This is a genomic window from Aurantimonas endophytica (assembly GCF_014196845.1).
In the GTDB taxonomy this organism is placed as follows: Bacteria; Pseudomonadota; Alphaproteobacteria; order Rhizobiales; family Rhizobiaceae; genus Aurantimonas; species Aurantimonas endophytica.
Genome location: NZ_JACIEM010000001.1, coordinates 305,326 through 323,896, shown reverse-complemented (window position 1 = coordinate 323,896; position 18,571 = coordinate 305,326). Strand labels below are relative to the sequence as shown.

General features: G+C 63.7%; 12 protein-coding genes and 2 pseudogenes. 7 read left to right on the top strand and 7 right to left on the bottom strand.

Features of this window, described 5'->3' with window-relative positions:
- The first annotated feature begins 191 nt into the window (after positions 1-191).
- Entirely contained in the window at positions 192-3,068 is a 2,877-nt protein-coding gene (locus GGR03_RS01555) for a TrlF family AAA-like ATPase (RefSeq protein WP_183205722.1), read from the top strand.
- A 49-nt stretch (positions 3,069-3,117) separates the two neighbouring features.
- Here the strand turns inward: GGR03_RS01555 and GGR03_RS24860 are convergent, their stop codons facing one another.
- Both GGR03_RS24860 and GGR03_RS01545 read right to left on the bottom strand, forming a co-directional pair.
- Positions 3,118-3,327, bottom strand: a complete 210-nt coding sequence (locus GGR03_RS24860) for an integrase core domain-containing protein (protein WP_183206976.1) — start codon at positions 3,325-3,327, stop codon at positions 3,118-3,120.
- A 26-nt stretch (positions 3,328-3,353) separates the two neighbouring features.
- Positions 3,354-4,079: a hypothetical protein gene (locus GGR03_RS01545; RefSeq protein ID WP_183205720.1), complete on the bottom strand. Its 726-nt coding sequence runs from the start codon at positions 4,077-4,079 to the stop codon at positions 3,354-3,356.
- A gap of 15 nt (positions 4,080-4,094) precedes the next feature.
- On the opposite strand from GGR03_RS01545, the gene GGR03_RS01540 reads away from it, so the two are divergent.
- A protein-coding gene (locus tag GGR03_RS01540; protein ID WP_425486693.1) for an IS3 family transposase occupies positions 4,095-5,284 on the top strand; the annotation gives its coding sequence in 2 pieces (ribosomal slippage) (positions 4,095-4,344 and positions 4,344-5,284; 1,191 coding nt in all).
- Between the two features lie 15 nt (positions 5,285-5,299).
- On the opposite strand, the gene GGR03_RS01535 is transcribed toward GGR03_RS01540, so the two are convergent.
- From GGR03_RS01535 to GGR03_RS01525, 3 genes are all read right to left on the bottom strand, one after another.
- The gene (locus GGR03_RS01535) at positions 5,300-6,358 is read right to left on the bottom strand and encodes a hypothetical protein (protein ID WP_183205716.1); all 1,059 of its coding nucleotides are present in this window, start codon (positions 6,356-6,358) and stop codon (positions 5,300-5,302) included.
- A gap of 129 nt (positions 6,359-6,487) precedes the next feature.
- Entirely contained in the window at positions 6,488-12,103 is a 5,616-nt protein-coding gene (locus GGR03_RS01530; protein WP_183205714.1) for a DUF3320 domain-containing protein, read from the bottom strand.
- 601 nt (positions 12,104-12,704) lie between these two features.
- Positions 12,705-13,097, bottom strand: a complete 393-nt coding sequence (locus GGR03_RS01525; RefSeq protein ID WP_183205712.1) for a hypothetical protein — start codon at positions 13,095-13,097, stop codon at positions 12,705-12,707.
- A gap of 622 nt (positions 13,098-13,719) precedes the next feature.
- On the opposite strand from GGR03_RS01525, the gene GGR03_RS01520 reads away from it, so the two are divergent.
- The 5 genes and pseudogenes from GGR03_RS01520 to GGR03_RS01500 all read left to right on the top strand — a co-directional run.
- The gene (locus GGR03_RS01520; RefSeq protein ID WP_183205710.1) at positions 13,720-14,103 is read left to right on the top strand and encodes a hypothetical protein; all 384 of its coding nucleotides are present in this window, start codon (positions 13,720-13,722) and stop codon (positions 14,101-14,103) included.
- A 72-nt stretch (positions 14,104-14,175) separates the two neighbouring features.
- On the top strand, positions 14,176-14,520 hold the full coding sequence (locus GGR03_RS01515; RefSeq protein WP_183205708.1) for a hypothetical protein: 345 nt from the start codon (positions 14,176-14,178) through the stop codon (positions 14,518-14,520).
- Positions 14,521-14,657: 137 nt separating this feature from the next.
- A complete protein-coding gene (locus GGR03_RS01510; RefSeq protein WP_183205706.1) occupies positions 14,658-16,637 on the top strand; it encodes an AAA family ATPase in 1,980 nt (659 codons plus the stop codon).
- 79 nt (positions 16,638-16,716) lie between these two features.
- Positions 16,717-17,103, top strand: a complete 387-nt coding sequence (locus GGR03_RS01505) for a hypothetical protein (RefSeq protein ID WP_183205704.1) — start codon at positions 16,717-16,719, stop codon at positions 17,101-17,103.
- Positions 17,104-17,292: 189 nt separating this feature from the next.
- A pseudogene (locus GGR03_RS01500) lies at positions 17,293-17,720 on the top strand (NmrA/HSCARG family protein); the annotation flags it as partial.
- A gap of 42 nt (positions 17,721-17,762) precedes the next feature.
- On the opposite strand, the gene GGR03_RS01495 reads toward GGR03_RS01500, so the two are convergent.
- Positions 17,763-18,068: a DUF7673 family protein gene (locus tag GGR03_RS01495; protein ID WP_246367561.1), complete on the bottom strand. Its 306-nt coding sequence runs from the start codon at positions 18,066-18,068 to the stop codon at positions 17,763-17,765.
- Between the two features lie 35 nt (positions 18,069-18,103).
- Positions 18,104-18,480, bottom strand: a pseudogene (locus GGR03_RS01490) (SOS response-associated peptidase family protein); the annotation flags it as partial.
- Between the last annotated feature and the right edge of the window lie 91 nt (positions 18,481-18,571).

Sequence of the window (18,571 nt, the reverse complement as noted above, 5' to 3'; positions counted from 1 at the left end):
CGATAGGTGTGTCGCAGTTCTGGTCGGTCTTGAAAGCGGCCTCCAGACAGGATTTCGGAGGATCTGACTACCTCCAGTGACGACGACCAAAGGCCTGGGCGGGCTACGATCTGCCCGGGCCTTTTCATTGAGGGTTGGCGCCGTCGGGCGAAGCAGGTGCGGTCAGATGATGCGATGCAGGAGGATCACTGATGACTGAGACCGTTGGATGCCATCCTGGCGCGGTTTGGATGAGGATCGACGTTCAGTGCCATTCACCACGCGACTATGGCTGGTCCGGATCGCCAGACCTCCCCGGAGGAACTCCGGAGCTTGAAGAGGCACGGCGCAACTGGGCAACGGACTTCGTCAGCGCCGCGCGGGGAAAAGGCCTCGCTTTGGTGGCGCTGACCGACCATCACGACATGGCCATGGTGCCACATGTTGTCTCGGCGGCAGCAGCACTCGATGCGCGGGATTCGTTGATCGTCCTACCCGGTGTAGAGGTTACGTGCCAGGATAGCGTCCAATGCCTGGTTCTATTCGAGCCGACATCCTCGAAAGACGTGTGGGACCGGATGCTCCATCACCTTCCCGGGATCGCTCGTCATGATGACCATGCGGCAAAGGGACCGCGGGCGAACGACTGCGGCCTGACGTTGCAGGACCTCATCGAGAAGATCGCGAACGAGCCGATCTTGAATTCGGCGACCCTTCTTCTGCCGCACTTCAGTCGGCCGGACGCACACAAATCTCTGAACCGAGAGGGCTTCAGCGCGCGAGCGAAAGACATACCTGTCGACGGCATCTATATCGAATGCCCACGTTCCGAGTTGGACAGCGTCACCGTCGACAAGATCGAAGGCCGACTCGTTGATTGGGGGAACCGTCGCCGAGCCATTCTGGCGACCGGTGACAACAAACGCGCAACTTGGGACCGACTCGGCCATCACGAGTGCTGGATAAAGCTTGGCGAGAACTCTCTCGAGGGCTTCAGGCAAGCGTTCCTCGCGGACGAGGCCCGGATCACTCACTCGGCTCCGCAGGTCCCGACCGACCGAGTTGTCGAGATGGAGGTCCAGTCGACGCTCACCGGCTCCGCTCCAGTACGCCTCACTTTCAACGACGGCTTCACGGCCCTCATCGGCGGAAGAGGCTCAGGCAAGAGCTCAATGCTCGAGTACCTCCGCTTTGGCCTTGGAAAGTCGGAAGGCGACATCTCCAGTGCCGACTCAAACACCAAGAAGAGGCGGGATCGAGAGGCGAAGCTCATTGAGGACACGCTGGTGCACGGCTGGGTCCGAGTGGTGCTGGAACGTGGAGGCGTGACGGAGACTTGGTGTCGAAAGGGCGAGCGGCCGGAAGAGATCCAGGTCACCTATGCCGACGGCACCGAGGACCGCATCACCGTCGCGGCGGCTCAACTTCACTTTCCCGCCCGTGCGTTTCACCAAAAGGAACTTTCGACGACGATGCTCGATCCGCAGTCTGCTGCGGACAACATCACGGGCATCGCCGCCGCCGAAGTGATTGAGGACAGGCGTCGCATCGAAAGGGAAATCGTCAACGCGAAGAGAGTTCTCACGACCGACCTCCAGGGGGTTGCGGGCCACTGGCAGGCCGAACTCGAACTAGCCCAAGCGAGAAGCGTCGTCGAGGACATCAAGCGCCGCTTAGAAGTATCGCGGATAAAACTGCAAGACGGCGGAGTTCAACAAGGCGATATCGACGTGCTGGCGGCCGCCCCACGTTATGGTCGCGCCCGAAATTTTCTGGAAGAGATCGGTCGTTCCGTTGCCGAAGACAGGAAGACGGTCGAGGAGACGCTCTCTTTGGTTCTTCATGTCGATTCGTCGCGATACGCGGACGCATTTGAGTTCGACGAGCTGGAGGCTTTACGCGGCTCGGTCATTGGAGCGAAGTCGAAGATAGCCGAGGCCGCGCGAAGCGCCTTGGGCGCGCTGGACGACCTCCTCAAGGTTCGTCAGAGCGTCTCGCTCGCCTATGAGCAACGGGAAGCGGAGTTCAAAGCGCGCTACGACGAGTCCAAGCAGCGGCAGATCGAACACGGGTCCCTCATCGCCGAAAGCGAACGGCTTGCAGCTCAGCTTAAGGATGCTGAGGCGAGCGGCGGACGGGCTTCTGACAACGAGCAGAAGACGAGGCCGGCCGTCGAGCGGCTGGCGCTGTCGAGAAACAGACTATTGGAATTGCTGGACGAGCGTCAGCAGCTCCTTGCGCGGACCGCGGACGAGGTTCGCGACAAGTCCGGCGGAATGTTGAAGGCACGGGTTAAGCGCGATCGCAAACCGAGCGATCGCGTCACCTCGTTGATGTCATTGTTCGAAGGAAGTCGGCTTCGTGACGCCGAACAATTCTGCTCCGAGAGAGTAGCCCAGATTCACAACGAACGAACTGAAGGTGACTGGGCGGAATTCACTGAAAAGTGGATCGACATCTATCGTTCGAAGGTCAAAGCGGGAAGCCCGGCTGAGCCAGGACCGGAAGTTATCGAGGCTATCCGAGAAGCCGTTGGAGGCGACCGCACGTCGACGCTAACCGCCCAGCAAGCCACTAAGGTCTACGCGAACCTCACGGATCAGAGCATAGGACTTCTTCTTTCGTCGACACCCCAGGACAGGATCATCCTAACCTACGTCAGCGAGGGAACGGATATACCCTTCGAACAGGCTTCGGCAGGTCAGCAAGCATCGGCGCTTTTGAGGCTCCTTCTCAACCAAGAGGCGGGTTCCCTCATTATCGACCAGCCGGAGGACGATCTCGACAACCGCGTGGTAATGGACATCGTTCGACTGATAAGGACATCGAAGTCCCGACGACAGCTCATATTTGCGACCCACAATCCGAACCTCGTTGTGAACGGGGATGCGGACAAGATCGTCATGATGGTCGCGTCCGTAGCCGAGGACCGCCCTCGGGAGGATGCGCCGCGAGTTAGGATTGGTGTCGATGGGGCGATCGAGACGCCGAAGGTTAGAGATGAGATTACGCGTGTGATGGAGGGAGGCGCGGACGCCTTCGACCTGCGCGCGCGAAAGTACCGGGTGAGCGGGATCCCCGTTGCATGAATCTTTGGACTTCGTCTACGTCTACCGAGGGTGACGTTGTCCCGAAGATTTATCCAGTCGTGAGTTCACTTCCGGCAGTTTTGCTGAGTTCTTTGGCGGGTTGAGCGACGGGCGTCGGCGCGGAGCCCTTGCCGAGGCACAGCGTCGGCGCCCGTTGCGGATGGAAGCTGGCGGCGTAGGCGGACGGGGTGCTCCAGCCGAGTGCGGAATGGGGACGGGTGGTGTTGTAGTCGGTCTGCCATCCGGCACCTAGGGTGATCGGCTAAGTCGCGCTGCCGCCATCCCTTAAACGGCTGATGTCTTCCGGAGTGAGTTCGAGTAGTGGTGGCCCGCCTCGCCACCGAATGTCTCCAGCTTCAGGCCGAAGGATAGGCAGAAGCGGGCGTACTCCTCCGCATCGCTCGACCGGGGGGCCGGCCTGAACAGATCCGGGACAGCAGTGAAGCTTTCTTCGCTGCTGACGTAGCTGAACCCCGTCCGCGCACGGTATAGAAAGTATGCAGTCTCGCACGCCCATACACGCTGCGCCGCCCATCCAAGGTCGTCCCCGTCTTGGGACGGGGCGGTCGACAGAAAGTCCCGGTGGTACTCGAGCTGCTCGGCGACATTGGACGACGCTAGCGCTCCCTTGTCGTAGAGGGCGACGAAAACCACTTCCTCCCCTAGCTGAAAGAACAACGTTCCCGATTGCAGGTTGTGTACGAAGTCGAAAGAAGGCGCTCTCGTGAGCGCCCTCGAGCGCAGCACCGTACCGAACGGATCCGGGCAAATCGTCCCTCCCATGGACCAAACTTGGTACAGGCGTCGGAACAGCCAGATCTCCGAACCGAAGTCGCCGATTTCCCAGAAGAACGGGGAGGACGGTGAGCGGATGTCGACCTTCAGAGACGCGTTCCGGTGTATCAGGCCAATATGGACCTTGAAGGCCCAAAGATAGATTTCCTGAGGCGTCGCGGAGCCTATGACGTTGCCCCCTCTGCCTAATCCAGTTTGAAGTTCGTTCTGGCCCATCGAGAGGACCAGGACATGAAGCGCAGTCGTTTTTCGGAAGAACAGATCATCGGCATCCTGAAGGAGCACGAGGCGGGAGTGCCGGTCGCCGAGCTATGCCGCAAGCATAGGGTCAGCGATGCGAGCGTCTACAAATGGAAAGCCAAGTTCGGCGGGATGGACGTCAGCGAGGCGCGGCGCCTGCGAGCGCTTGGGGATGAGAACGCCAAGCTGAAGCGGATGCTGGCGGACGCGATGTTAGACAATGTCGCCCTGAAGGATCTTCTGGGAAAGAAGTGGTGACGCCCGCGGCCAGGCGGAGTGCCGTCGCCCATCTCATGGAGCGCCACGAGATGAGCGAACGGCGGGCGTGTAAAACCATCGGCTGCTGCCGCATGACGGTCCGCTATCGCTCCATCCGACCACAGGACGAGGCCCTGCGCGAGCGCATGGTCGCCCTTGCCCGGGAGCGTCGGCGTTTTGGATACCGGCGCCTGCATGTCCTGCTGAAGCGGGAGGGACACGCGGTCAACCACAAGAAGCTCTTCCGTCTCTACCGCGAGGAGCGATTGGCGGTGCGCCGCCGCGGCGGTCGCAAGCGGGCGATCGGAACCAGGGCGCCGATCCGGCTGCCTCTGGCGCCGGGCGAGCGCTGGTCGCTAGACTTCGTTTCCGACCAGTTTACCGATGGTCGCCGCTTTCGGATCCTGGCGGTCGTCGACGACTGCTCCCGCCAGAACCTGGCGCTCATTGCCGACACCTCGCTCTCCGGAACTCGCGTCGCACGCGAACTGGAGCGGCTGATCGCCCGCCATGGCAAGCCGACAATGATCGTCTCGGACAACGGCAGCGAGTTCACCAGCAATGCCATCCTCGCCTGGGCCGACAAGACGCATATCGAGTGGCACTACATCGCCCCGGGCAAGCCGACGCAGAACGCCTTCATCGAAAGCTTCAACGGCCGTCTTCGCGACGAGCTTCTGAACGAGACGCTGTTCTCGTCCCTGCACCATGCGCGAGCGATGCTGGCCCGATGGCAGGCCGACTACAACACGACCCGTCCCCATTCCGCACTCGGCTGGAGCACCCCGTCCGCCTTCGCCGCCACCTTCCATCCGCAACGGGCGCCGACGCTGCGCCTCAGCAATGGCTCCGCGCCTACGCCCGTCGCTCAACCCGCAAACGAACTCAGCAAAACCGCCGGGAGCGAACTCACGACTGGATAAAAATTAGGGGCAACGTCAGTACGTATCCTTGGTCACTTCGGCCGCTCCACCGAGTTGCGGACCCACGGCAGCGAAATCCTCGACCAATCTGTCGGAAGCGTATTCCCCAGCGCTGTTGCGGGTCGCTGACAGGAACAGCCCGACCTCGTTCTTCCGCATGTCACGGTAGACGGTCAGCCAACTGCTTCCACCGGGCGCGGGCATCATGACATTCAGGTATCCCTGCCTCGGGGCACGTGGGATCGGCTGTTCTGGATCACGAATTCGAAGGACGGCGAGGAACTCCTTCCAAAACGCCTGCTGGATATCACCGAGGGCTTGGCGGTCGGGATCGACCTCGTGGCTTTCCCCGTCCGAGGCGTCGTCCTGTACGACGTGACCGTCGGGTACCGCAACGACATTGCGCGTCACAATCGCCGTCCGGACGAGCACGCGCGGAACGACCAACTTGTCGCCGTTCGGCATTACATAGACGGGCATCTCCACGAGACCGAGTGAGAAATGGAGACCCGCGTGGCGTTGCAGGTATTCGGCAATGGCCTCGACGCCCTCGCGGATCCCATCACCGACGATTAGAAGGAGGAACCGCCCGCGGCGTAGGTTTAGGGAAAGGGCGTCGTTGAACTCAATCTCGTCGACGGACGCGTCCGCCGACCGCACGAGGTCGAGAACAGCGTTGCCCTGTCTACCAAGCCGACGCCCTACCTCACGCTGGAGATCGGCAGACGTCCAGCGGCTGAGCTCCTTGGCATAGTCAAGGATCTGTCCGACGACCTCGCGACGTCCTTCCGGATTTCGCCAGAGTTTGCACTCGACGAGGATCGGCAACCCGGACGGGGTAACCAACAAGTTGTCGATCGCGCCCGCAGGAGTCACCAACTCTCGGCAAATGGAGACCGCGCCCGCGAACATCGGGTCGATCTCTGCAACGGGAAGCGATCCCGGGAAATCATGAACGAGGCTTTGGATGTCCGCCTCACTGACTGCCCCCGCACCGCTTCCGAAGCTCAGGGGTTTGAGCGCAACCGCGGATGATCCCGCGATTAGGATGGGAGCACTGTGCTGGCGTGACATGAACGGCACTCGATTCAGGAGGACGACGGATCGCGCAAGAACACACACGGGCGACGCATATCGGAAGACCGGGTATGCTTGCTCCTGCACTCGACCGAAGCGCGCCATAGCGTGCTTCGGTGTCCGTGCTTAGAGTGAAACCTGCGCCGTTTCCTGGGGCGTCGCGCCATCGCCAGCGAGAGCGGGCGAAGGCACGAGCATCCGGTCTTGACGTTGCAGCCGTCCCTTTTTCAGCAAGACCTCGACGGCGGAACCGATAACCGCACGTAGCTGGGCGCTGGTCGCCTTGAAGCCGAGCTGGCGCGACAGCGTCGCCGCCACCTCGTCGTCCGTCGCGCCGAAGTTGTCGGTGACGATGCGCAAGATACCGACACTCAGTTCGGCGGGCGGGAGAGTTTCCGGTTTCCGCAAACCAGGCGACAGCACATTCCGCCGATCCCGGACGGTCGCTTCGGTGTCTGGAAGGGAGAGAACCCCCCCTTCCCGCACGATCCCGCGATGGGCCGCCGCCCGTTCGACGCCCTGTTCCACCGCGGCCTGGATTCGCGCCCCGGCGCGCTGGAGCCCGAAAGCGTCGCGGACGCGGGCGACGACCTCGTCGACGTGGACGGGCGACTCGACCTGGACAACCTGAGCCACGAGATCTGCCATCCTACCGACCGGCGTCTCGTGCAGCTCGTATAGTCCCGGGCGGGTCAGGGTAGCCTCAATATAAGCGGCCGTGGCCGTACCGTCTTCGGGAACGGCGTCTCCGAGCCCGACCTCGGTGACCTCGCCTCGGTCGACCGTGACAATCTCGATGGGCACCGCGCGATGGGCGGCAATGCCCCGCTTCATCCGATCGTCGAGCTCCGCCTTTGCCGCCTCGATGGCGGCAACGGTACGCTCGAGTTGCTCCTGTGGCCGCTGAAACCAGTCGGTGCTCCAGATGCGGTGGATGATCCAGCCGTGGTCCTCAAGCACCGCTTGGCGCAGGCGGTCGCGGTCGCGGGCGGAGCGTGAGGAATGGTAGGACGCGCCATCGCACTCGATGCCAATGAGGTAGCGTCCCGGGCGCTCGGGGTCCGACACGGCGAGGTCGATGAAGAACCCAGCAATGCCGACCTGCGGATGGACCTGGTAGCCCTTCGCCTGAAGCGCGGATGCCACCTGCTCCTCGAAAACGCTGTCCATCTCGCGCCCGCTTGCCTGCGCGATCGAAAGCCGCCCCGTGCGGGCGTAATGAAGGAAGAGCTTGAAGGCGAGGATACCGGCGCCCTTACCACGCTCGAGGTCGATGTCCTCGTCGGTGATCGACGCGTACACCTCGCACCGCCGCTTCGCGCGGCTGATGAGGACGTTCAGTCGCCGCTCGCCGCCCTGTGCGCCGAGGGGACCAAATCGCATGGCCATGTACCCTTGCGCGTTCTTGGCGTAGCCAACCGAGATCATGATGACGTCGCGCTCGTCTCCCTGCACGTTCTCAAGGTTCTTGACAAAGAACGGCTCCGATGGATGGGCGTGGAAAAACTCCTCTGTGTCGGGGTTCAGGCGTCGAAGAAATTCGAGCTCATCTTGGATCGCCCGCCTTTGAGATACGGAGAAGGTTGCGACACCGAGCGACTGCTCGGGATGCGTCTTCGCATGCCGGATGACAGCTTCAGCGACCGTACGGGCCTCGACCGCGTTTACGGACGTGCCGCCGGAATCGAAAATGCCGTCGGGGACGTGATGAAACTGCAAGCCCATACCCGCTTCGGTCGTGTAGGGGCTCGGCACGATGAAGAGCTTGTTCTGGTAGAATTGCGTGTTGGAAACCGCGATCAGCGACTGGTGACGGCTGCGGTAGTGCCAGCGCAGCATGCGCTGCGGCAGACCCCGGGCGGTGAAAAGGCCAAGGATGCTCTCTATGTCGGCGACCTGCGCACCCTCTTCCTCGTCGTCGCTCTCTGATCCGCCGGTCATCTTGGAGAAGAACTTGGTTGGCGGGAGCTGGCGTTCGTCGCCGACTACGACGACCTGCCGGGCGCGGGCGATGGCGCCGAGCGCGTCCACGGGCTGGATCTGCGAAGCCTCGTCCATGACGAGGAGGTCATAGGTCATTTTGCCGGGCGTCAGGAACTGGGCGACCGAAAGCGGGCTCATCATCATGACCGGCTTCAGTGCCTGGACAGCCGGTCCCGCCCGCTGCATGAGCTGGCGGATCGGCATGTGGCGGCTGCGCTTGGCCATCTCACCCCGAAGGATCCCCACCGGGCCGACGCCTCCGTCGCGAGGCGGGATCCGACGATGGTGGGCACGGACGACCTCGAGGCTCGCCGACTTGATGCGCTCGAGATCGAGGTTGGCGAACTCGCGCACATGCCGTCCGTGTAGGTTTCCGTCGAAGCGTCCGAGTTCCGGATCAGCTCGGATCAGCTCGGACAGGATCGCCTCATGGTACGCCATTTCAAACGACGGGAGTGCAGCAGGCGTAACGAGACGCCCGTCTTCCAAATTGTCGACAAACACGGACAGGCCGTCCATTCGCGCCCGGTCCGCCCGCTCGCGGTAAGAGACCCACTTCGAAAGCTGCTCTGAGTTGGCTAGCCAAGTCTCTATGCGTTCCCGGCACCGCGCGAGCCGCACATTTCCGTAGCCGTCGGCGCCGAACAAGCTTCGGGGATCTGCCAAGAGGATGGATGCGACGTCGGCCAGCGCGTCTTGCGCGTTGGCCGACGCGGCGACGGCCCGCCCGGCCCGCTCGGCAATCCCAGTCCGGTCGGAAAGACGTGCGGCGAGATGCCGAAGCTCGCCATGCGCGCCGATCCATTCAACGGCCGCGGCAAGCTCGTCCCAGTTCGAATCCTGACCCTTCCATACGAGGCCGAACGCCTCCGCCCCGAGAGCCGTGCGCTCGTGGAGTGACTGGGCCGCCGCCTGCCAGGCTGCAACACGTGCAACAGCGTCGAGGCGCTCGGACAGTGCGTCAGGAACGGAGCGCATGATGGTGCGGCAGAGGCCGTCGGCCCATGCAAGGTTCCGCGCCCGCGCCTCTACCATGTCAAGTTGTGCGCGGTCGGCGGACACCGCATTGTCGAGCGCGGGGGCGGCCACCGTGCCAAGGTCGGACCATAGGGCTTCAAGCAAAGGCCTGGCAGCATCGACGTGGCGCAGGACGAGCGCAGCGTGCTCGCCGACGACCTGCCGCTCTGCGAGCCTGCCGGCGATGAGGCGCGGCTCGGCGCCAAGACCGCGCAGCGTGCGCATCCATGCTACCAGGGCGAGAAGCGGAGCGGATGCGGAGCGTTCCCCGCGCCAGTCGGCGCCGAACGCGGAGCGCCCGAAGGCATCGTCGCCTTGGACGTGCTTGGCTGCGGCCTGTCCCTTCATCAGCGTGTCGAGGAGTTCGACGACCTCCTGCGTCGGCATGTCCGGGTTGCGCAGGATCGAGCGCATCAGCGCCTTCGCTTTCCGGTAATCGCCGTTGAGAGCCTTCAGGAATCCGGTGTTGGTCGCCAACGCCTGGCGGGCGTACGAGATCTCGGTCGTCCAGGCGACGTCGAGTATTCGGTCGCCCATGGCCGCACGTGACCGCTCGAGCGTCTCAACCGCCTCCGCGAGGTCCCCGGCCTGCTCCACGCCCTGATCCCACACCGTGGCCGCAAAGGCCTCGGGACTCGCGTCGGGCGCTGCCGCCACCCGCTCGCCCGTCGTTACTAGGCGCGACACCGCGGCGAACGTGTCGACGGGGCCCGGCACGCCGAGTTCAGTGGCGAGGCGGTCTGCCTCGGCGCGAAGGCGCGGGAGCGATTCCGCAAGTTCGGCGGCCCGCCCGAAAGCAGCGGCCGGAAACTCGCGCGGCAGCCAGGCCAGTTGAACCTCGAGCCCCTCAATCGACGTGCCGAGCGCCGACGGATGAACGGACCCGGCCAAGGACTCGCCATGCTGACGAAAGTCCGCGCCAGCCCCGACTAGTTCTGCCACGGCCTCTCGCCGGTCATTCCACGCGTCCGCTCGAAAGGCTTCCGGCGACAGGTCCGGCGCGCGGGCAAGGATGTCCGCGCGCTCCCGGAGTATCGCGGCATCGTCGAACGTGACGGGCTCCGGCTCCACCTCCAACGCCTTCGCCAACGATCCGTACTCGGCCTCCAAATCCGAGATGGCCGACCGAAGAGACTCGATCCGAGGGAGCAACCGCTCAAGCGTCGTGGGCAGGACAAGGTCGAGGCCGACGCCGTGCCACGGATGGTTTCTCGGAAGCCCGATCTCGTCGACGCGCTGGGTAAGCTCGACGAGAAGGCGGCGGCGCGACGTCAGATCGTCCGGTGACCAAAGCGTCGGGGTATCGAGGGCCAGGTCGACGGGTCGTTGCCCCTCTTGTCGAAGTTTCGTCAGTGCACCGAACACTTGGTAGGGCGTCAGGCCGGAAGCCTCGTGCGGCACGTGCATCCGCTCGGCGTGGAGGTTCAGGACGTCTCGAGCCGCACGCAGTTTTCCCGTGAGGCTCGACGGGAATTCACCGCGCGGAGAGCCAAGCTCCCACGTCCGGCGTAGCTCCTCGAGGAACCCGCGCTTATTCGCCTTGTTGCTGTGAAGCTCAATGCATGCGTCGCCGACCCCGGCGTTATCCAGGCGACGCTTAACGACATCGAGGGCCGCCATCTTCTCAGCGACGAACAGGACCGTCTTCCCGTCGGCGATGGCGGACGCGATGACGTTGGCAATCGTCTGAGACTTGCCTGTTCCCGGCGGTCCCTGGATGACGAGGTCCCTGCCGCGACGCACGTCGTGGACCGCGAGCGTCTGCGAACCGTCGCTGTCGACGATATGGAGCATGTCCGAGGGGTCGATGTGGCGGTCGATCCTCTCGTCGTCGGACAGGAGCGGTTCGCCCGCGTCGAAGCCGTCGGACAGGAGCGACCGGATCGTTGCTTGGTCGGTGATGCGCCCGTCGGCTGGCCAGTTTTCGGGATCGAGGTCCCGGTACATCAGGAACTTCGAGAAGGAGAAGAAGCCGAGCACGATGTCGTCGTGCAGCACCGACCAGTCGGCCTTCGTGGAGACGGCGTCCGCGACCTCGCGGAAGTACGCTTCGGGGTCGAACTCGTCTCCGCCCTCGAAGGACGGCAGGCGAAGGGCGTGAACCCGGTCGAGGTAAGCCTCCAGCGAAAGGTTGGAAGTCTGGTCCTCGGGACGGACCCGGAGGCGAAAACGCTCGCCGGCCGTGCCGCGCTCGAGCTTGACCGGCACGAGGACGAGTGGGGCGTGGCGGATGTTCTCCTTGTTGTTTGGATCGACCCACCGCAGCATGCCAAGCGCTAGGAAGAGGACGTTGACGCCCTGCTCCTCCTCCAGTGTCCGGGCGTCGTGGTATAGGTCGAGAAGCCGCTTCTGGAGCCCCTTCGGCGTCATCCGAGTCTGGAGCTTGGTGTCGAGGTGGCGCTTCGCCCTGCCCCGCTCGTCGAGTTCGTCGTCCGCTTCGTCGGGCTGCGCGAGATCGACGGCGGGAAGGTCCTCGTCCTCCTCTGCGGCGCCCTCGCCGCCCGCCCTGTCCGCTCTCCCCGCGGTGAACGTGAAAGCCTTCGTTTCCTTCGCGAGGAGGCGGTAGATCTCGGCAGAACGCTCGTCGATGATGTCGATCGTCCGTGCCGCCTTCGAGAGGCGGGGAACGTTGAGCAGGCGGTTCCTTGCGGAGAGGTCTAGGAGCTCGGTCCGGGCGCGCTCTAGTTTAGCCTCGATTGGCAGATCGCTTTGGTAGATCGAGGCAGTTTCGGCTTCTGACATTGAATCGCCTTGGGCATATAAAAACCGACCGACTAGATCGCATAGAAACATTCGACGCTGTCTTCGGCCAACGTGGCACATCTGCTCCATGGTTTCCTAGTGCCGGACGGGATGAATGGGACGCGCCAAGTCTGCTACACCGACGGGACGCGACAAAGCTCTTAGCCACCGCCCTCCCGTCTGAGCGCTTCGGGTAGAGGGTGAGGTCATCGCAATAGGGGAGAGTGCGACTCAAGAAGCTCGCACGCCCTCCCGCACCGCTTGCAGACCCAAGTCCAATGTGGCCTCGCCGTTGTCGAGGGGTCGGCTTCCTTCTTCGAACCCACACATGACACTGTCGGCGACAGCATAAACCTGTAGGGCGCTCCGGCGCTGGTGGCGATGCCAGCGGTTCACGAAGGCGTCGCGGACCTTTGGAGTGTGGTCGGGGAAATTGCGAGATTTGAGGGAGTTGTCCGGATATCGGTTCTCAAGGGACAAATAGCGTCTACCATGTCGACCCGGAACGCCGTATCTTGATTTGGCTCCAGTTGCCTGACCATGGGCCCGACGTCCACGTCCTAGGCAGCTACAGCCGTTCGGATGGACATTAACGTAGGACTTACCTGCGCGAGGAGTCCGTCAGGCCCCACTCTTTCACAAAGTCTCTTTCCTCGTCTGAGTCATCGGCGCGTGGCGCGCCGTAGTCGGTCGGTCCGATGATGTCCACGGCTGTTTCGGCATCCTCCTTTTCGATCCCCTCCTCCCGCAGAATCCCAACGTGCTGTTTGCGGCGCCTTTCCCTTTCATGTTCATCGACTTGGGCATCGCCGAGCGACGGCTCGGACAGTCCGATATGATGGTACATCTCGCCCCAGTCGCGAAAACCCATCATCTGCGCGACAAGCCTTTGGCACTGGGACAGCTTCATGTCGTACCCCACCGCCTCCAAAGTCTTCTTGAGCTGCTTAGCCCGGCGTGCCGGCCCGATTTTCGATTCCACGTAGAAGCGCATGCCGCATTCCCCCGAAATTCAGGACTCGCTCGGTAGCACCACCCTGGCCCATGCGGCAACATGGAAGCTTGCCGATGACCGGTTGCGAAAAGGTGATCGTTGAGACCGGTCACTCCGATGGCACCACGGACGTCAGAGACGGGATCCAGAACGGCCGCCCGCTGGGCAAGCAATTTTTCGGTTGACGCCGAAAGGAGAGGTTCGGTATTTGTTCGCATATGAGCATGTGTCTGCCCCTCGACCACCAGCCGAAGCGCGTTATGCGCAACGCGGCTGTGCGCTCCTCGTCCTTCCTCATATCGATACGCTGACCATCCGACCTTCACGAGGTTAGCGGACGCGAGGCCATGCCCGTCCGCGATGGACAGGCGTGCCGATGCACCAGCTTCCTTCCACTGACATCCCAGCTTTCCCGCAGGGTCCAAGTTCGCCCACTGAAGAACGTCGGTCACCCCGCTTCGCTCCGTCACAGACGGTTCGATGCATCGGTGAGCGACGCTTCCGGACACAGTCCGTCCGCGACGCGGGTTGTCTCCTCGACGTTGATCCGGGCGTCCTGTCATGGACGTGCGGGCCGGCGCCGCTGTCGCATTGCGGCAGCACGTTCCTTCCAGATTTCGAGGTGGTGCGCGAGACCGCGGTCGAGCTTGTCGCCGTCATCGAAGACGGGGAGCGGGTGCCGGATTGGGCGATCGCCGTGGCGGCAGCCAGGGGCACGCCGATCCGTTGCGTGCCGACGTCTGAACTCACGGGCGTCCGACTCGAGAACGCCCGAGAGATCCTGCGCTACGCCAATTGGCGGGTGACCCTCTCCGACCGTGTCCGGCTACTGGCGGCGCTCGATCAGGAAGGCAGCCTCGCGCTGGCCGAGGCCATGACGACGATCCGGAACGGCGTCGACCCCATAGCCGCGCTCGCCGCGCTGGCTCTGCGGCGTTTCGTGGACCTCGACCTCGATTCCGGTCGCATCGGTCCCGAGACCCGCGTCGCCCGCTGGCGGGACTGACCCGCCACCATTCGCTCCTCTTTCGACAACCGCGCGGCTCGCCACGGCGACCCGCGAACGGGAACCCGTGTCATGACCATCCAGATCACCCGCTCCGGCGATTTCATCCAGCTCGACGAACACCTTGAACGCATTCGGCGCCTCGCTGCCGATCTTGAGAACCTCAAGAAGGGTCAGGATCCCGATCCGGCCGTCATCGAGGGATCGCCACACATCCACCAATGGGTTCTTGACACCCGCCCGGTGCCTTGCCTGCGTGGCTACATCCAAGGCCATCCCGACGTCCGCGCCGGTCGCATGGCCGTGACGTCGGATCTCTGGGTGTGGGCCCCCGACCACGGCTACGCCCGAACGCTGAGCCGCTGGTACAGGCTCGGAGCGCAGGGCAACGCGTTCGAGGGGAGCGGACGTCGATGATCACCCGTTACCTCTTCGAGGAAAAGCAACGTGTCGATGCCAGGAAGAGCCGCGTCCCCCGCGATCCCCTGGCGCCCTCCGCCATGATTGCTCGGGGGCTGATCGTCCGCGCCCTTCGCCGGGCTGATCTCCACCACGTGCTGCACAACGTGCCCTGCACCATCGGCATCGTTGGCGTCGACGAGGGGTCGATCACCGCGATCACCTACGGCGCGCGCGACATCCTCGGTGCCTGGGTCGTCGGCAGCCTTGGCCACGACGTCTCTATCTACGACCGCACCGGAAGCCGGCGGAGGAACCTGGACAAAGACCTCCGGTCGCTCATCGTCGAAGCCGCGAAGGGTGGCGACCGTAGCGCCGTCCTGCTCGACACCATGGATGACGTCTCGCCGGCGTTCTCCGCCTCCGCCGAGGGCATCGTGGTGCTCGAGCCGGTGGATCGTGCCCTAGTTAGAGCCGCATTCATGGTGACCGCCAAGCGGGCGCCTGGTCCGGAAGGGCTCGACCTCGTCGCGTCGCTGCCGCTCGACCTGATCGACAGCGTCATTGCCCCACGGCGTAGCGTCGAGAGGAGTCTCGGCATCGCAAAGCGGCTGCTGGCGGCTGTGCGAAGCGAAGGTCACCCGGTCGATGATGCAGCCGAGGTTCCGGAGGAGCCCGTCGACGGCCCGCGGCTGGAGGATCTGTCCGGCCTTGGCGAGGTGGGCGAGTGGGGCAATGATCTGGTCCGGGACCTCGCGGACTACCGGAGCGGCGCGATCCCTTGGTCGGACGTCGACCGCGGTGTTCTCGTCGCCGGACCGCCGGGCGTTGGCAAGACGATGTTCGCCGGCGCGCTGGCTCGGTCCTGCGGGATCCCCCTCCATATCCACTCTTGCGCGAGCTGGCAGTCGCGCGGGCATCTCGGTGATCTCCTCAAGGCGATGACGAGGGCGTTCGACGAGGCTCGCCGCGCCGCTCCCTGCATTCTCTTCCTCGACGAGATGGACGCCTTCGGCTCGCGCACCGATCCCGGCGACCGCTACGCCGCCTACTCCCGGCAGGTCATTGACGGCCTGCTCGAGCAGTTGGACGGGGCGAAGGGCCGCGAGGGCGTCGTGGTGGTCGGCGCGACCAACCATGCGAACTTGATCGACGAGGCTATCTTGCGCCCGGGGCGACTGGAGCGGGTGCTCGTCATCCAGCACCCCGACCGCACGGCGCGCGTCGGCATCCTGCGGCACCATCTCCGGGGCACGCTGGAGAGGGCGGACTTGCGCCCGGTTGCCGAGCGCCTCGAGGGATCCACAGGCGCGGAGATCGAGCTGCTTGTGCGCGATGCCCGCCGACGAGCCCGCAAGAGGCGTGAGGAGATGAGGCTCGCGGACATCGAAGCGAGCGCCCCGTCGACGGAAGAATGTTCCGACGCCCTCTTCCGTCGCATCTGCGTGCATGAGGCAGGCCATCTGGTCGTGGGCGCATTGCTGGCGGACATCTCCGGCAGTGACCCGATCGAGGCGAAGGTCGACCGTCGGCTCTATGTCGGTGTCGCCAATCGCACCGACTTCGTGCGGCGCTCTGGCTTCGACCTGACCCGGGACAGCTTCCTTGCGGAGATCACAACCCTATTGGCCGGGTTGGCCGCTGAGGAAGAGGTCCTAGAAAGCCGCGGTAGCGGAGCGGGCGGTGTAAGCGCCTGCGATCTTCGATCCGCAACCGAGCTTGCCACGGCCATGGAGGTAGCCCACGGTTTGGGAGAAGCGCTGCTGCACCGCGCCAAGGCACGGGAGCGTCTTGACGCCCTGCTGGACAATGATGGCGACCTGCGGCGCCGCGTCAGCCGGACTCTCGACGAGTGCTTCGGTCGCGCACGCGAACTCGTCGAATCCGAGCGCCGCGTCATCGAACGAGTTGCGCAAGAACTAGCGAGCTTCGGAATGTGCTCGGCCTCCATCATCGACCGAGCAACACGGCAAGATTTGGAAACTGGAACGTCGCGCGAGCGAAAGGGAAGTTACGTTCGCCAGACCGGCACGAGGGCGGGCTCGCGGACATTCCCGATCGCGCTGCGACCACGAACCGAGGACCAAGCAGGTTCAGCAGCGGTCGGTCAGAGCGCGCCGCCGAGAGAGAGCTAGGAACGGCTGGAAGACACTGAGGCCTCCAACGCGGGGTCTCCACCTCACCTGATCCCGCGCGGAAACTGACGAGGTTGCAATGAGCAAGATCACGACGACCAGCCTCCTAACAGAACGGTTGCGAAAGGCAGTCACCTTAGGTCCGACCGATGCGTTGGTGATGGTGGCCGACTTCCTCATCGAAGTGACGGGGGCCAAGCTGACGGCGCAGGCTGCACGGGACAATCTTCCGGAGCTGTTGGACCGGGTCAGGAAGGGCGAGATACAGACGATTGGCACCGCCCCGGAGGAAATGGTGTTGTTGGTATCGGTCAGGGACCTTACCGGGATCATCCGATCCGTTTCCCAGCCCGAGACTCTCGGCGACCCTCTGGATGCAATTGGATTCTTGCCATCCGACGAACATCGCCTGACCGTACGCTCCGGCCGCCCCCGGAGGAAACCGAGGATCCAAAACGATGGATGAATCCATCCATCTCATTACGAGCTCGGTCATCGCCGCAATGAGAAGCGCCTCACTGCGTGCGAATGCCACCACGGTCTCTCGAAAGAGGCTGACCGGGGCACCGTCGGCACCGCGGGCCACGATGAGCTAATGTTGGGGAGTGCAACATGGAAGTTGCGGAGCACCAGCGAATCTCGGCCGACGAACTTCTGGAATGGGTACCCGATGCCGATCGGAGCCAAGGACTTGGCTATGGTCGACGCTCGCGACATCGGCGAGATCGCGGCCATAGAGCTGCTCCGCCGCGAGAACTCGGCAACGGCGCTCCCCCTCGAGCGCATCAACGTTGTCGGTCCCGACACGCTCACCGGCCCGAATATCGCCGCCATCTGGACTGACGTGCTCGGCCGCCCGATCAATTACGGCGGCGACGACACCGCCGGGTCGAGCAGAACAGCCGTCAGTTTATGCCGTCTTGGATGGCCTACGACATGCGGCTGATGGCCGAGCGGTTCCTCACTGACGGCATGGTGCCCGAGGCAGGCGACGTCGACCGCCTGACCGCGCTCCTCGGTCGCCCGCTGCGCACCTACCGGGACTTCGCCGACGAGATCTGTAATCCGGCATGCGATTTTTGAAGGCTGTTTGACACCGGGCCACCGAATGGGTGCAGGCCACGATCAACGACTGGCTTGCCAGACTTCGGGCCGCCATTGAGCGATCACGGCTTCGATATCACTGCGATATTCGGTCGGGTAAAAGGCTTCGTCATTGCGGGCCAGGCACACAACAATCGTCGCGATGTCGGATGAAATGGCGTTGTCGAGCAAGAACAGCTCGGCCAGATTGAAGCCGCCAAGCGAACCGGCATTCCACCATGCGAGGATGAAGTTCGCAACGATCCGGCTCTGGCCGGTGTCATCCTTGGCGATGTTCAAAAGCCGTTCGCATGCGGCACGCTCGAAGTCGTTCATCTCGAGTTGCATCATTCCTCTCAAGGATCTTGCGGGCTGCCGCCGTGGGGCCGGCTCTCGTCCAGGGCAAACCAGGTCGGCACCTTCTTGCCGTCGATCGTGTCGTATTCGCAGAACGAGGTCAGCGGCACGACGCAACGGTGCGCCGGGCCGAGCCAGCGCCGCCAGTGCGGGCTGTTGGTCCGCCGGATGTTCGTCACGCCAGGGTCGGTCTTCTTGCCCTCCAGCGCGAACCTCGGCGACGGCATGCCCCATCGCGCCATCGTCAGCTCGCGCACGCCGTCCTCGCCGTTCCTGACGATTGGCGCCATGGTGTCGGGAAAGACGCCGGGCAGCGGCGGCAGGTTGCCGGTCCGGTCCCGCATGGCGCGGGTGAACTCGAGGATCGCCGCTGACCCTTGGTGATGGAGTAAAGGTTGCAGATGTGGACGGCCTCCACTTGTCAGGATCGTAGCAGACTTCTGACCTGATCGCTTGCTATCAGATGTCCGGCCTGTTTGCGCGGCCGAAGCCGC